This window comes from Alteromonas sp. Cnat2-8 (genome assembly GCF_022348355.1).
Taxonomy (GTDB): Bacteria; Pseudomonadota; Gammaproteobacteria; order Enterobacterales; family Alteromonadaceae; genus Alteromonas; species Alteromonas macleodii.
The window spans coordinates 328,152-343,212 of sequence record NZ_JAKREX010000002.1; the positions used below are offsets into that span (position 1 = coordinate 328,152).

Annotated in this window: 16 protein-coding genes; 10 read left to right on the forward strand and 6 right to left on the reverse strand. The window is 44.5% G+C overall.

What is annotated here, in order from left to right; translation table 11 throughout:
* The first annotated feature begins 133 nt into the window (after positions 1-133).
* From thrB to ung, 3 genes are all read left to right on the forward strand, one after another.
* Complete coding sequence (thrB, locus tag MHN00_RS05640) at positions 134-1,078, forward strand: homoserine kinase (RefSeq protein ID WP_069944805.1); 945 nt, start codon at positions 134-136, stop codon at positions 1,076-1,078.
* A gap of 118 nt (positions 1,079-1,196) precedes the next feature.
* Positions 1,197-2,480: a threonine synthase gene (gene thrC / locus MHN00_RS05645; RefSeq protein WP_039232045.1), complete on the forward strand. Its 1,284-nt coding sequence runs from the start codon at positions 1,197-1,199 to the stop codon at positions 2,478-2,480.
* Positions 2,480-3,151: a uracil-DNA glycosylase gene (gene ung, locus MHN00_RS05650; protein WP_239300589.1), complete on the forward strand. Its 672-nt coding sequence runs from the start codon at positions 2,480-2,482 to the stop codon at positions 3,149-3,151. The genes thrC and ung overlap by 1 nt, the downstream gene beginning before the upstream one ends.
* Positions 3,152-3,404: 253 nt before the next feature.
* Here the strand turns inward: ung and MHN00_RS05655 are convergent, their stop codons facing one another.
* From MHN00_RS05655 to tal, 3 genes are all read right to left on the reverse strand, one after another.
* Positions 3,405-3,581 (reverse strand): DUF3545 family protein, encoded by a 177-nt coding sequence (locus MHN00_RS05655; RefSeq protein WP_012519516.1) that lies wholly within the window; start codon positions 3,579-3,581, stop codon positions 3,405-3,407.
* A 362-nt stretch (positions 3,582-3,943) separates the two neighbouring features.
* Positions 3,944-5,593, reverse strand: a complete 1,650-nt coding sequence (gene pgi, locus MHN00_RS05660) for a glucose-6-phosphate isomerase (RefSeq protein ID WP_239300591.1) — start codon at positions 5,591-5,593, stop codon at positions 3,944-3,946.
* Between the two features lie 14 nt (positions 5,594-5,607).
* Positions 5,608-6,567 carry a transaldolase gene (gene tal / locus MHN00_RS05665; RefSeq protein ID WP_039226298.1) on the reverse strand — a complete coding sequence of 320 codons (960 nt, stop codon included), beginning with the start codon at positions 6,565-6,567 and terminating at the stop codon, positions 5,608-5,610.
* A gap of 375 nt (positions 6,568-6,942) precedes the next feature.
* Between tal and yaaA the strand changes: the two genes are divergently transcribed.
* Positions 6,943-7,719 (forward strand): peroxide stress protein YaaA, encoded by a 777-nt coding sequence (gene yaaA / locus MHN00_RS05670; protein WP_239300593.1) that lies wholly within the window; start codon positions 6,943-6,945, stop codon positions 7,717-7,719.
* 44 nt (positions 7,720-7,763) lie between these two features.
* The gene (locus MHN00_RS05675) at positions 7,764-8,117 is read left to right on the forward strand and encodes an RNA-binding protein (protein WP_239300595.1); all 354 of its coding nucleotides are present in this window, start codon (positions 7,764-7,766) and stop codon (positions 8,115-8,117) included.
* A gap of 60 nt (positions 8,118-8,177) precedes the next feature.
* Here the strand turns inward: MHN00_RS05675 and MHN00_RS05680 are convergent, their stop codons facing one another.
* Positions 8,178-9,437, reverse strand: coding sequence for an MFS transporter (locus tag MHN00_RS05680; protein WP_239300597.1), 1,260 nt, complete (start codon positions 9,435-9,437; stop codon positions 8,178-8,180).
* A 643-nt stretch (positions 9,438-10,080) separates the two neighbouring features.
* Between MHN00_RS05680 and MHN00_RS05685 the strand changes: the two genes are divergently transcribed.
* Genes MHN00_RS05685 through MHN00_RS05695 form a run of 3 tightly spaced genes read left to right on the forward strand, consistent with a single transcriptional unit; the run spans position 10,081 to position 11,622 of the window.
* Positions 10,081-10,572 carry an XRE family transcriptional regulator gene (locus tag MHN00_RS05685; RefSeq protein WP_239300599.1) on the forward strand — a complete coding sequence of 164 codons (492 nt, stop codon included), beginning with the start codon at positions 10,081-10,083 and terminating at the stop codon, positions 10,570-10,572.
* Entirely contained in the window at positions 10,569-11,291 is a 723-nt protein-coding gene (locus MHN00_RS05690) for an AzlC family ABC transporter permease (RefSeq protein WP_239300600.1), read from the forward strand. The genes MHN00_RS05685 and MHN00_RS05690 overlap by 4 nt, the downstream gene beginning before the upstream one ends.
* Positions 11,281-11,622: an AzlD domain-containing protein gene (locus MHN00_RS05695; protein ID WP_131137618.1), complete on the forward strand. Its 342-nt coding sequence runs from the start codon at positions 11,281-11,283 to the stop codon at positions 11,620-11,622. The genes MHN00_RS05690 and MHN00_RS05695 overlap by 11 nt, the downstream gene beginning before the upstream one ends.
* Before the next feature lie 28 nt (positions 11,623-11,650).
* Here the strand turns inward: MHN00_RS05695 and msrA are convergent, their stop codons facing one another.
* Positions 11,651-12,262 (reverse strand): peptide-methionine (S)-S-oxide reductase MsrA, encoded by a 612-nt coding sequence (gene msrA, locus MHN00_RS05700; protein WP_239300601.1) that lies wholly within the window; start codon positions 12,260-12,262, stop codon positions 11,651-11,653.
* Between the two features lie 429 nt (positions 12,263-12,691).
* On the opposite strand from msrA, the gene MHN00_RS05705 reads away from it, so the two are divergent.
* Positions 12,692-13,126 carry an OsmC family protein gene (locus MHN00_RS05705; protein ID WP_061486425.1) on the forward strand — a complete coding sequence of 145 codons (435 nt, stop codon included), beginning with the start codon at positions 12,692-12,694 and terminating at the stop codon, positions 13,124-13,126.
* Between the two features lie 172 nt (positions 13,127-13,298).
* Here MHN00_RS05705 and sodC read toward each other — a convergent pair whose 3' ends face one another.
* Positions 13,299-13,844, reverse strand: a complete 546-nt coding sequence (sodC, locus tag MHN00_RS05710) for a superoxide dismutase family protein (protein ID WP_014950473.1) — start codon at positions 13,842-13,844, stop codon at positions 13,299-13,301.
* Positions 13,845-14,263: 419 nt separating this feature from the next.
* Here sodC and MHN00_RS05715 point away from each other — a divergent pair, with 419 nt between their 5' ends.
* Complete coding sequence (locus MHN00_RS05715) at positions 14,264-14,905, forward strand: glutathione S-transferase family protein (RefSeq protein ID WP_239300602.1); 642 nt, start codon at positions 14,264-14,266, stop codon at positions 14,903-14,905.
* Positions 14,906-15,061 lie beyond the last annotated feature (156 nt).

Consider the following 15,061-nt stretch of genomic DNA (forward strand, 5'->3'; position numbering starts at 1 on the left):
CGGCTAAAGTAAGATATTCGAAGGTGTGACTTAGGCCAGTAATGTTGTGGCATCGATTTAAAGCGCTAATTTATTGAGCTAATTTGAAGCGCTAATATAAAGAGTACGCCACAAGCGAAGTAAGAGTAATAATATGAAAGCATTCACGGCCTTCGCGCCGGCATCAATAGGAAATGTGAGCTTAGGCTTTGACGTACTGGGCGCAGCGCTTGCGCCTGTTGATGGCACTAAGCTAGGTGATGAAGTTGAAATAAAGGCGGCTGAGTCATTTTCATTAGAAACGGTGGGGCGCTTCGCTCACAAACTCCCGGGCGATGCAGACAGTAATATTGTAACTAAGTGCTATCACTATTTCTGTGAGCAAATGGAAAAGGCTGGAAAAACAACCTCTCCTGTTGCGCTTACGCTTCATAAAAACCTTCCAATAGGCAGCGGGTTGGGTTCAAGCGCAAGCTCTATAGTGGCAGCGTTTGCAGCGCTAAATGCTTACTTCGACACCCCGTTCGATGAAGATACTCTGCTTATAATGATGGGCGAATTAGAAGGCCAAATAAGCGGTAGTATTCACTATGATAATGTTGCTCCCTGTTACTTAGGTGGTATGACGTTAATGACAGGTAGCGATGCGCCGGTCACACTGTCGTTGCCTTTAAACGACGAATGGTACTATGCCGTCTGTTATTCAGGCATTAGCGTATCAACGGCGGCTGCTCGCGATATCTTGCCTAAACAGGTGGAAATGGCGAAGGCACTAACCTTTGGTCGACAGCTAGGTGTGTTTGTACATGCCTTACATGTAGGTAACTTTGATTTGGCAGCATCGGTAATGAACGATGTTATAGCCGAACCTTACAGAAAATCGCTACTGCCTGGCTTTGATGACGCTCGTGCGTTTAGTGAGCAAGCGGGTGCGCTCGCTTTTGGTATTTCTGGCTCGGGACCTACGGTTTTTGCCGTGTGTCCAAGTAAAGCGCAGGCGGAAAAAGTCGCCGCCTATTTAACAGAGAACTATATTCAAAATGAAGATGGCTTTAGCCATGTGTGCCAAATACCAAGCCAAGGCACCATTGTTTCTTAAGGTACATAGCTTTTTAAGGTACATAGTTTCTTAAAGGCAAATGATTTCCTAAAAGCACAATAATTTTTTAAAAGATTAAAAGGGCAGAGTACTTGCCCACATAAAAAGGTAACAGCAAGTGGAATTGGTAAATTTAAAAGATTCATCGGACACAGCAAATTTTGCTGAAGCCGTTAAGCGGGGCTTAGGTAAAAACCAAGGGCTTTATTTTCCAGAGCATATTCCTACCCTAGACAATATTGACGAATTGTTGGAAAAGCCGTTTGTAGAGCGCAGTATTGAAGTACTTCGCGCCCTTATCGGCGATGAGCTGAATAATGGCGAGCTAGAAGAAATTGTTCAGACCGCATTTGCTTTTGGTGCACCAGTTGAGCAGGTCAACGATAACGTATATTGCTTAGAGCTTTTCCATGGCCCAACGCTGGCGTTTAAAGATTTTGGCGGCCGCTTTATGGCGCAAACCCTGTCGCGTATTAGCGAAGGGAAGCCAGTTACCATTCTAACAGCGACTTCAGGTGATACCGGCGCAGCGGTCGCACATGCATTTCACGGCATCGACAATATTAACGTGGTTATTTTGTTTCCAAAGGGCAAGATTAGCGCGCTGCAGGAAAAGCTATTCACTACGCTAGGCGGTAACATTCATACCGTTGCTGTTGAGTCAGACTTTGACGCATGCCAATCACTAGTAAAAACCGCGTTTGACGACCCTGACGTACGTGAAGGCCTTCACCTGAACTCAGCAAACTCAATCAACATCAGCCGTTTACTAGCGCAGGTTTGCTATTACTTTGAAGCAGTAAGTCAGTTGCCAAAAGAGAAACGAGACCAACTCGTTATTTCAGTACCTAGCGGTAACTTTGGTAACCTTACGGCTGGCATGATTGCTAAATCGTTAGGTTTACCTATAAAGCGTTTTATCGCAGCAACTAACTTAAACGACACGGTACCTCGCTACCTTAAAACCGGCGAGTGGGAACCTAAGGCGACGGTTGCGACCATGTCTAACGCAATGGATGTGAGTCAGCCTAATAACTGGCCGCGAATAGAGGCGCTTATTGAGCGCGGCTATATCGATAAAGCGTGTCTTAAAGGTGAGATGGTTGACGAAGAATATACGCAGCTTGCTATGCGTCAATTAGCGCAACAAGGCTATACCAGCGAGCCACATGCCGCGATTGCCTATCGCGCAGTAAGTCATGACTTAGAAGACGGCGAAATTGGTTTGTTCTTAGGAACAGCGCACCCGGCTAAGTTCAGAGAAACCGTTGAAAACGTGCTAGGTAATCCAATCAGCTTACCGAAAGCGTTGGCCGATGTAGCAGGCGAAGACAGCTTAGCGGTAGACTTGCCAGCGTCTTACGATGCACTTAAGCAGCATATGATGGATTTGCTTAAATAATGACACCCTCGGCTACAACATGGCAAAGCGCGCTTAGTGATGAAAAGCAAAAAGACTATTTTGTTACGTTGCTTGAGCGCGTGAAGCACGCTCGTGAAGCGGGAAGCGTTATCTACCCGCCTCAGTCTGACGTATTCAATGCGCTTAAATACACGCCGCTAGACGAAGTAAAAGTCGTGATCTTAGGTCAAGATCCGTACCACGGTCCTAATCAAGCCCATGGACTTTGTTTTTCAGTAAAAGCTGGCGTTAAAACACCGCCATCGCTTAAAAATATGTACAAAGAGCTGTTGTCTGACATTGATGGTTTCACCGAGCCTAATCACGGCACGCTGACGTCGTGGGCGGAGCAGGGCGTATTGCTACTTAATACTGTATTGACCGTTGAGCAGGGCAAAGCACATAGCCACGCGAAATGGGGATGGGAAATCTTCACCGATAAGGTTATCGATGTAGTCAATGAGCACTGCCAAAACGTTGTGTTTCTTCTGTGGGGAAGCCATGCGCAAAAGAAAGGTAAGCACATTAACCGTCAAAAACACCACGTTTTACATGCGCCTCATCCGTCGCCACTCTCAGCACACAGAGGCTTTTTAGGTTGCAAACACTTCAGCCAAACAAACGAATACCTTATTGCTAAGGGCAAAGAACCCATTAATTGGCAGGTATAGTACTGGCATAAATAGCAGCTAGCCACACAGCAAGTGTGGTTGCCTTATTCAGGGCCTATCAATGACTCACTAGATAAATGCCTAAATAGCTATGAGACATGTTATGCGGTCTGGCCGCAATTAGGCACAGAGCATATTCCTTAGCTAATACGCTATTACATAGAGCCAGCGAAGAGACACCATGCTTGCAAGTGAAGCATTTACAGCACGCTAGAAAGTAAAAAGGCCGCCTGTGTAACAGGCGGCCTTCGTTTTATCTTTCCAGTGTCTCTAGCTCGTACTCGAAACCACAGTCGAGTTCGGCCAGTTCTTTTTCTAATTTGTAGCGATCTTGTAGCGCTTCGATTTCTCTCCACTTACGTTTTTTGCTTTTGGTTTTTGCTGGGCTTGCTTCGATGTCTAACATGGCAAATAGATCTGATTTATCCACTGGGATCTCCTTTTTATACCACTACAACTAATACAGAGTTTTTGTTTTTAATTCCCTCTGTACAATTTTGTATCACAGCCGCCACTAAAATAAAATAGTTTAATTTACCTTTTATTAACAAATTGTGACGATATGATGACAACGGTAAGGAAATGTCCAGTGTGTTTAAAGCGTGAACAATAACTGTATGTAATTGATCCTATTTGTTTTGTTAGTAATCAATTGTACAGTGTTACGGATATCAAAAATGTCTGTCGTATTGTCGATGAAAACCGCAACAAAAAACGGCTAGCTTTCGAAAAAGCTAGCCGTTCAGTTTGTTATTTGCACCAATTGGGTGATTTTAAATCACCTCGCATTCCTTATTTTGGTGCATTCGCTGCTCTGAATTTGGCAATCAATTGTTGTGTTGAAGCGTCGAAATTATCTTTGTCTGCCTCACCTTGAATGCCTGCAAGTACTTGGTTTCCTAGTACTTTACCTAACTCTACGCCCCATTGGTCGAATGAGTTAAGGTTCCAGATAACACCCTGAACGAATACCTTATGTTCATACATTGCAACCAGCGCGCCAAGTGTTTTAGGCGTAAGGCTATCAAACAAGAAAGTATTGCTAGGCTTGTTGCCAGGCATGGTTTTATGAGCGGCCAAGCGTTTGCGTTCAGCGTCGTCTAGGCCTTTACCGTCAAGGTCTGCATAACACTCTTCAAAGGTTTTACCCTGCATTAGTGCCTGGGTTTGACCAAAACAGTTAGACGCAAGCATAGCGTGATGCGTGTCGTCCTGGTTAGGAACGTTAAGTGGCAACATGAAATCTGCTGGGATAACGCCAGAGCCTTGGTGAATAAGCTGATGGAAGCTATGCTGGCCGTTTGTACCTTCACTGCCCCAAATAATTGGGCCAGTAGGGTAATCTACGTGCTCACCTTCTTGCGTCACTTCTTTACCATTACTTTCCATATCTAACTGCTGTACGTAAGCTGGTAAGCCGCGAAGATAGTGGTAATAAGGCAGCAACACATGAGACTGTGCATCGAAAAAGTTTCTGTACCATACGCCTAACAGTGCAAGTAGAACAGGCATGTTTTCTTCTAGCGGTGCGGTTGTGAAATGGGTGTCCATGTCAAACGCACCTTCAAGTAAGCCTTTGAAGTTTTCAAACCCAAGGGCTAGCGAGATAGGCAGGCCAATGGCAGACCACAGTGAGTAACGACCGCCTACCCAATCCCACATAGGGAAAATATTGTCGGCGCTAATACCAAAATCGGTGGCTGCTTTAACGTTTGAAGACACGGCTACAAAGTGTTTAGCAATATCTTCTTGTGTACCGCCAGACTTTAAGAACCAGTCTTTAGCCGTAAGTGTATTTTGAAGCGTCTCTTGGGTAGAGAAAGACTTTGACGACATGACCACCAAAGTTTCTTCAAAATCTACGCTAGATAGTACATCGTGAATGTGGCAACCATCAACGTTGGCAACAAAGTGAACCTTCACAGCATCGACTGTATGCGGCTTAAGTGCCTCGGTCATAATCTTAGGACCAAGGAACGAACCACCAATACCAATTGCCACAATGTGCTTGATAGGCTTGCCGGTATAACCTTTGTGTTCACCGCTGTGAACCGATGCGGTAAACGCTTCAATTTTTGCAAGCGTAGCATGCACTTCAGGCATTACGTCTTCGCCATCTACCAGTACTTTACGGTCTGAGAAATTACGAAGTGCGGTGTGAAGCACAGCGCGACCTTCTGTTGAGTTAATCTGCTCACCAGAAAACATCGCGTTGCGAAGGGTTTCTAGTTTGCAGGCTCGGGCAAGGTCGAAAAGTCCTTTAAGCGCGTCATCATTTACACGGTTTTTCGAGTAATCAAGAAAAATACCGCAGGCTTCAAGCTGCATCTTGTTCGCGCGATTTGCATCTTGTGCAAACCAGTCGCGCATGTGCGCATCTTTTACCGTTGCAGCAAGTTCAGACAGTTTTTTCCATTCAGGAAGAGAAGTTAAAACACTCATTGTTTCAATAGCCCTTACGCGCTTAGTTTTTCGCGAAGCATGGTTTCAAGTTTTTCCTGATCTGCGGCGAAGTTGCGGATGCCTTCAGATAGCTTTTCGGTTGCCATTGCATCTTCGTTCATTGCCCAGCGGAATTCGCTTTCTGTTAAGCGGTCACCTGGTGTTTTTGTAGCGCCGTTGTCTTTAAGTTTAACCTCTAGATCGCCAGGCTCGTTTGCCAGTTCTTCTAGCAGTGCTGGGCTAATGGTTAGACGATCACAACCTGCCAACGCTTGAATTTCACCAATGTTACGGAAGCTTGCGCCCATCACTACGGTATTGTAGCCGTGGTCTTTGTAGTAGTTATAAATTTTAGTTACAGATACTACGCCTGGATCTTCATCTGGTGCGTAAGACTCAGTACCGGTCGCTTTTTTGTACCAGTCTAAAATGCGCCCTACGAATGGAGAGATAAGATAAACACCGGCCTCTGCACAAGCTTGTGCTTGGGCGAAGCTAAATAGAAGCGTTAAGTTACACTGAATGCCTTTCTTCTCTAGCTCTTCTGCTGCCTGAATACCTTCCCAAGTAGACGCAATTTTAATAAGAATGCGTGACTTATCGATACCCGCATCTTCATATAGCTGAACCAAACGTTCCGCTTTTTCGATAGTGGCGGCAGTGTCGAACGATAGGCGAGCGTCTACTTCAGTTGAGATTCGCCCAGGAATAGTGGCAGAGATTTCTTTACCAATCGCTACCGCTAGTTTGTCTGCTGCATCAGTAAGCTGCTGGTCAGCGTCGTTTGACTGAAGTTTTGCCCATGCTACTGCATCATCAATTAGGCTTGCATATTGAGGAAGACCAGCCGCTTTTAAAAGTAGCGACGGGTTAGTTGTGGCATCGACTGGTTGATACTTTTTAATGGCATCGATGTCGCCCGTGTCGGCAACAACGGTAGTGATATCACGTAATGAAGCTAACTGATTGCTCATAATTCTCTCTGTTCTTTATCAAAATAAATTTGGACAACTCGCTGGAAAAGCCAGTTGAATAAAACGGTTCGCTTGCGCGTGTGTAGGGCTTCGCGCTTACGTTCATTTTTACCAGTTCTTAGTTCTTTAATAAGTACTGGTACATGCAGCGCTTTGGTAATTGAGGTACGTTCACGGAGGGTGTATCTCAATTATTGTTTGAATAATTATTTGTAACGCTATTTATATCAAACCCGTGTGACAATTCATACATTGAATAGCGACAAAATGGCTAATCGGATTTCTCTGTTAAGCCAATTTACGTCTTTCTTATGCCATTTTGCTTTTTGAAGCGTATCAGGTGGTACAATGTTGTTGAAAACCTAAGGAGTCGAAATGTTAGTTGTAGTATCCCCAGCAAAAAATTTAGATTTTGAAAGCGAAATTCCTGTGAGCCAGTTCACTCAGCCTGCCATGCTTGAAGACACTGAACGTTTGATGGAAGTTTGCCGCACCTTATCGCCTGCTGACTTATCATCGCTGATGAAGATAAGCGACAAGTTAGCAACGTTGAACGCCAACCGTTTTGTTGAGTTTTCTACGCCATTTTCGCCCGATAATGCACGCCAAGCAATGTATGCGTTTAATGGTGATGTGTATACTGGGTTAGATGCTTACTCGCTTGATAGCGAAACGGTAGAATATGCGCAAAAACATCTTCGAATTTTGTCTGGCCTATACGGATTGCTTCGTCCTCTAGACTTAATGCAGGCCTATCGTTTAGAAATGGGCACTAAATTAGCAAACCCTGAAGGTAAAGACCTGTATGCGTTTTGGGATGATCGCATTACTTATATGCTAAATAAGGCATTAGAAGAACAGGGTGACAATGTGTTGATCAACCTTGCTTCAAATGAGTACTTTAAAGCAGTGAAGAAAAAATCTTTAGATGGCATGATCATTACGCCAACATTTAAAGACTGCAAGAATGGTCAGTATAAAATTATCAGTTTCTTCGCGAAGAAAGCCCGTGGTTTAATGGCGCGTTATATTCTTGAAAACCGTGTAGAAGACGTAGAAGGTCTGAAAAACTTCGACGTAGATGGCTATGTGTTTAGCGAAGAACAAAGTTCATCAACGGAACTTGTGTTTCTGCGTAACCAGGAAAGTTAATAACACCCGTTCATCCATAATCACCTTAAAAGTAGGACATAAATTTGAGCATATTAGTTCGCAATTTACCTAAAACATTTACTCAGGAGAATCTTGAAGACTTGTTTTTCGAGTTTGGCACCATAGTGTCGTGCGACTTGGTGATGGATGAGGCTTCTGGCTTATCGAAAGGCTTTGGTTTCGTAGAAATGAGCACGCAAGAAGAAACCGATAAAGCCATTGAAAAACTTAACGCCAAAACTATCGACGGTAAGAAAATTCGTGTTAAGTGGTCAAATCAAGAGAAGAAGCAGGCTGAAGCGATAGCTAGTGCGCCAGCGCCCAAAAGAGACATTCCCGAAGATGTATGGGGAAGTGCTTCTCGCAATAACTCTGAGCGTGAAAACGACGCCGAGTAATACCGAGGGAATATAATTGACAAGCGCTGACAACGAAGGTTGTCAGCGCTCAACCTTCATTTAACCAGATACGGTTGCTGTTTGTACTTGAGTATTGCGAGCAGTCATAACAATGGCCAGCCACACCAGTACACCACCACCGGCAAGCGCTAGGCCTACCCAACCCGTTGATGTATAGCCATAACCCGCTGACAGTGTCATTCCTGCCAACCAAGGGCCAAGTGCATTAGCGGTGTTAAAAGCCGCATGGTTCATGGCACCGGCTAAAGTCTGAGCCTCGCCAGCGACGTCCATAAGCCTTGTTTGCAACGGCACCACCATGCCACCACCGATACCAATGAAAAACAGTGATGCTGCCATTAAGTATGGATTCCCCATCGACGCAGCGTAAGCTGCAGCTGATAGGCCCAGTAAAACCTGAAACGTAATCGCTGACGTCAGTAGCCTGCCTTCAGAATAGCGGCCTGCAATAATATTGCCCAAGGTTACGCCTATGCCATAGATAAGCAATGTGGCCGAGATTCCCCACTCAGGTGATGAGGTTGTATTGAGGTAAGAGGCGCTGAAATAAGAATAAACTGAGAACATACCACCAAAGCCAATCGCGCCCATAAGTAGTACCAGCAGCACGTCTTTGTTTTTCAGAGCTTTAAGCTCGGTTAGCGGTTTGGCATCTGGATTAAGGCCGCGGTACGGTGCGGTTTTCCAAACCATTAATGCAGTAACTAACGCAAAGGCTGAAATAATAAAGAAGCCAGTTCGCCATCCGAACATTTGCCCAATACCACTAATTGACGGCACACCAATAATATTGGCAATAGCCAAGCCTAAAATGACGTTACTGACCGCTTGCGCCCGTTTATTTTTACCGGCAATGTCTGCAGCAAAGAGCATGGCAATGCCGAAGTAAGCGCCATGAGGAAGGCCAGCAATAAAACGCGCTATATTCATTGTCCATTCTGACCACGCTAGTGCTGTTAGCAAGTTTCCGCCAGCATAAAATACCATCATTGAAATAAGCATGGTGCGTCTTGCAAGCCTGGAAAAAAAGATAGTGATAAGCGGCGCGCCCACTACAACACCAATGGCATAAGCACTAATTGCGTGACCTGCGACATTTTCAGTAATGCCAAAATCTTCTGCAAAGTAAGGTAATAAACCCATTGCCGCAAATTCACTGCAACCAATCACAAAGGTTCCGAAAGCCAGCCAAAAGGTTATAGTGGCCAGTGAGTATTCACCCAACGCTGAGTGCTGCTCTGAATAGGCCTGCTTTGAAGAGGCTTGGTCAGAAAGAATCTTGTCAGTTTGATTCGTCATAAACGTCCTTTTGTTCATTGAGTTCAATCACGTACTTAGTGGCTGTTTTAGCGAGGGTCTGTTGAGCTTTGCTGTGCATTTTTACAATGTCTGTGTGTCATCAAAGATAAAAGACACTCAGCAGACTAGCGCTTTGATGAAACGCAAAAACCGGCTCAACGGAATGTTTGCCGGTTCTCTTCGAATAGTCGCCCTTATCATCGATAATATTTAGCAATGATCAACAGCCCACAGGTTCGTGCTCTTCGTATTCGTTTAATGCAAGAGATCGTAGCATCGCTCAGATAGCAAGTAACGGTAACTGATAAGGTTTCTTAATCAATTCAGCGATTTAAATGTAGTGCTTTTGTTAATAAATTACGTCGGACCTTTTACGTTAGAAAGTCGAATGGGCGTTTAAGAAAATCGAAGGTGACTGTTTTCTGTGCACAAATATTGGTTACCTTTTAGTTCATCACTTTGTCATCTTTTAACATTTGTCACGTATTCCAGTCGTGGCGTGAGCACAACGCCGTATCTATCCCCCAATTTAAAACAAACTTCTTGACTTTGAGGCGTTCTATATATAGAACGTTCTTTAAATGGAACAACATTAAGTTGGTAAGGTGTGAATCAATCAACGCTCAACATCCTCGGAAGGCATTTGCAGAAACTCAGGCAAGACAAAGGTGTCTCGCTGTCGCAATTGGCAGCAGGGGCAGGTATCGCTAAATCTAACCTTTCAAGATTAGAGCAGGGCAACGGCAACCCGACGCTAGACACCATTTGGCGGTTAGCTAAACAACTAGACGTTCCCTTCGGTCAGCTAGTTCAGCCTCTTAGCGCAAGCGTTGGAGAAAAGGGGGTAGAAGTTCGTTTAATTGAGCAAGGACAAGGTATCCCGAACGTTGATGCTTATTGGATGTCGGTTGCACCCAATACTTTTCGAGAGGCAGAAGCTCACGCCACAGGAACAGAAGAAACGATTACCGTTGTTAGCGGCTCTCTAGAAGCTGGGAATAGTGGAAATACTCAAAGGCTGCATCCGGGTCAATGTCTAGCATTTAACGCTGATTTGCCTCACGTATACAAAACGCGAGACGAGTGGGCGACATGTCTTATTACAATCGTTTATCATAAAGAGGCAAAGGAATGAGCCAACTTTCATCAAAAAGCGGACTTAAGCAAGGGGTTATTGACGGGTTACCTTTGTTAGGTGGTTATATTCCTGTAGCTATTTCATTTGGCGTGATCGCAGTTCAAGCCGGGTTTTCTACGCTGGAAGCCACGCTAATTTCTATATTTATTTACGCAGGCGCGTCGCAGTTTCTTTTGGTAGCCATGGTGGCATCAGGTGCGCCACTTTGGCTAGCGGTTTGTATGACGTTATTAGTTAATGTACGTCATGTGGTTTATGCGCCCAACTTGGTGCCTTATTTACCGCAAAGTAAAGCTTGGCCCTATTTAATGCACGGCCTTACTGACCAGATTTTTGCGCTAGCCCATACTCGCTTGCCGCTAATGGACGATGCTAAAAAGGTAGATTGGTTTAAAGGTGTATCGATGGTGGCGTGGCTTAGTTGGATCGTAGGGACAGCGCTTGGCGGTATCGCAGGGGACTCCCTTACCCAACAATGGCCAATATTAGACAGCGTGATGCCCTTTGCTTTACCTGCACTTTTCCTTGTGCTACTCGCGCCTAAATTCTCAAGTAAACTGTGGAGCGCTACCTTGCTCATTACAATGACGGCGGCTCTCTTTTTGGCTCTCAGCGCCTTTAAAAACGCTGCAATTCCACTGGCAGCACTATGCGGTGCGATAACCTTTTATCTTCTTACCTCGCACGTTGAAAGGAAGCAATCTCATGCACGTTGATATCTGGATAGCTATTGTTGTAGCGGCCATCGGGACATATGCATTACGTGTAGGCCCGTTGCTGTGGACTCAGCGTCACTTTAATAAACACAAGGCCAATAATACTGAGGCGCGTTTACCTACGTGGCTAAGCGTGTTAGGGCCGTTGATGATTGCCGCTATGCTAGGAGCGTCACTTATTCCAAAAGCACCGTCAGCGGCGAGTTGGATTGCAACCGCAATAGGCACTGTTGTCACTGTGCTTGTTTGGCGCAAATTCAAAAGCTTAGGGCTGCCAGTGTTTTGCGGCGTGCTTTCTTTTGGTGTGGCTTTTGGTATCGCTTTGGTTTAGCGTTGGGCGTAGATGTTAAGTTGCTGGGCTAAGACTTATTCTTCCCCAAGGCTTTCTCGCCCCAAATTTCTTCCAAGCGCTGGTCACGCCCACAGTTCCATCGGTAGAACTTATAGCGAACGGGACTTTTTTTATAAAAATCTTGATGGCCAATTTCGTCGCCTTTTATCGGATAAAAGGTAGAAGCATCGAGTATGGGCGTTACCACCTTTTTATTGGGAAATTGGGCTACCACGTCAGCTTTTGTTTTTTCTGCTATAGCACGTTCTTTTTCGTTTGCTACAAAGATGGCGCTTAAGTAACTGGGTCCCTTATCACAAAACTGACCTCGGTCATCGAAAGGGTCAATGTTTACCCAAAAATGATCGAGAATATCATTATAAGAAAGCATATCGCCGTCGTAGGTGATCTTTACCGCCTCAAAGTGTCCCTTGTGATTGCCATTATAAGTCGGATTTGGCGCGCTCCCGCCAGTGAACCCCGACACCACATCAGTAACCCCTTCTAGCTTTTCAAAATCAGACTCCATGCACCAAAAGCAGCCCCCAGCTAGTATGGCCTCGTCGGCACTTGTTGATGGCGTAAAAACCGAAGCGCTTAACGCTGTGCTAATTAAAACTGCAGAAAGTGTTAATTTCATCACTCACCTTTTATGTGTTGGTTTAACGTTGAAGCGACCTTCGCGTTTAATTCTTCAGGCCCCAGTTTGCGAAGATATACGGTTAACAAATAAAGAACGGTTTAAGCTGAAATTAATTTCTTCGCGGTGCAGCGAGTTAATTCCATTTTTGTTTTACAAGCGTACATTTTTTCTAAGCGCACATTGCGAAGCTTGAGGCTTTGCGCGAAAGCATAGGTACTGAAAAAGACTAGGAGGAGGTAAGTAAAATTTTCATCTCACTCTGTAGTCTTCTTTCAAAAAGGGAACTGTCTTTGGTTCCACCATTTAAAAGACGGGGCTGTAAAGCCGCTATGACAAGGGATAGAGCGATTTCTTATGATCGGCAGAGCACTTGCATCTTATCCAACTACATGAAAACCGTTTAGTTAAAATGAAAGGAAAGATGATATGTCGATAGTCAAATCAGGTAGTGCAGTTTACAAACCGCTAGGTAAAAAGGGAAAGGGGAGCATTTCTACACAAACCGGTGCTTTATCGAACCAGCCTTATGGTTTTAACACGCGGTTTGAAGATGGAAAGGGAACCAACCCCGAGGAATTAATTGGTGCGGCGCATGCGAGTTGCTTCACCATGGCACTTTCTTTTGCGCTTTCAGATGCGGGATACAATGACGGCGAGTTAAATACCACTGCAAAAATCAGTTTAGAGAAAAACGATGACGGCTTTGAAATAACTCAATCGGCACTAAGCTTAGATGCTGAGGTTGAAGGGATTACCGAAGATGAGTTTGAGAAAATTGCACAGGAAGCAAAAGAAAATTGCCCTGTATCTCAACTTCTTAATGCCAACATTACATTGGAATACCGATTGAATATTGAATAAGAGATAAAGGCTATTACTACCCTTATCGAAAGATAGGACTCGCTTTGTTAGACACTCGCTTTGTTAGACAAGACCAGGCAAGTTGTTTTTATCAAGTGAAGTATAAAAAAGCGGCTTTAGAAGCCGCTTTTTTGTATAAAATGTTGATTGCATAACATGAGGTGGCGTTAGTTTATTTCCCAATTACGCCACATGCTACGCGGTCACCACCGCCACCTAACTTTTTAGGTGAATCAGAGTAATTGTCGCCACCTGCGTGAATCATTAAGGCGCGGCCTTCAATATCATCTAACTCAAGCTCTGGTGCAAAGATAGGCTGGGTTGCGTTTCCATTTTCATCAACATAAAGCACGGGTAGATCGCCCTCGTGACCCTTCTCAGACCAAGGAGCACGGTGTTTACCGGTATCTTCTGGATCGAAATGGCCGCCCGCTGCACCGCCCAACACTTTTTTTCCATCTTTCATTGCTGGTGAACAATCACCATTTTGATGAACATGAAAACCATGAATGCCCGGGGTTAACCCTGACAGATTTGGCGTAAATACTACACCGTCATCATCATAACTGCTCACCACTACTGAGCCCATGCTCATCCCTGTTTCCAGGTTATTCATTATCACTTCTTTTCCATCACTATCATGATGACCTGCGAAACTGCTCGCACTTAACATTAATGTCAGTGAACCTGCTAAGGTAGATAGTAAACGTTTCTTCATCGTGTTCTCCTTCACTCAATTATTAACGAATTTGTTAAAAGCATTGAAGTGAGATGAGCATAAAGTGAACCATTGTGGCGCATAACTCAGGGATACTACGAAAGACTAGGAATACTAGGGCGTTGAAGCGACAACCGAGTTGTGTGTTAGCGCATAGCTACTGGCATTTACGGAAATCATTATATTGGTTACGTGAAAAAGTTACCGACCATTACCTTATCTTTTTGGCTTTTCCTTATTATTTTCACTCTTTTTGAAGGTAGCCTCTTTATATAGTCTTTGGATATGGAGCCTCTCCATAAGTAGGCGGTACTGTCATACAGAAGTTACAGTGTTAAAACTCAGTAACAATATGGCAGTAGCACTTTTTTCCTATTCGACTTACAGTTAGCTCACATTACATAAGCAAGGGCATAGGTATGTATACACTTTACGGATATCCGAAAACTCGTTCGGTTCGCGTGGCATGGGCACTGGAAGAGCTAGGTTTACCTTTTGAGTACAGCTTAGTTGACTTAAAACAAGGGCAACACCTGTCAGAAGAATATAAAGCCATCAGTCCTGCCTCTAAAATCCCAGCGCTTTCGACGCCAGAAGGTACCTTGACGGAATCGGCGGCTATCGTCACTTTTTTAGCTGAACGTCACGGCATGCATGAATTCATTCCAGAGCCTGGTAGCTTCGAGCGAGCCAAATATGAAGAAATGATGTTGTTTCTTACCAATGAGTTAGAGCAACCGATTTGGAATTTAGCAAAGCACACCTTTGCGTTGCCTAAAGAGCAAAGGCTTGAACATATGCGTGATGTAGCGGTGTGGGAGTTTAAGCGCGTGTTGCCCGTTTTTTCTTCTATGCTGGGCGATAAAGAATTTGTATGCGGCACCATGTTTACCATGGCCGACATAATAGCCGGTCATATTTTGGCGTGGGCAAAGGGCAGTAAATTAGATATTACTTTGAACGGTAAAATAGACAATGTAGCCGCGTACGCTCAACGCGTGTTAGGCCGTGAAGCGTATGAAAGGGCGTGGCGAAAAGAGATGGCTCATTTGCCTGAATAAACAGTGCATCCTGAAAACCTTAAATGAATAGATACCGTGTGAAGATGTGGCTAATTAAGTAAACGTTGAATTGCATTGTACAGCCGGTATGCCTGATATCTGGCGTCAGGTACGCATTATTAGGTTTAAATGCGCTTGTCACGCGGTATATAGAAT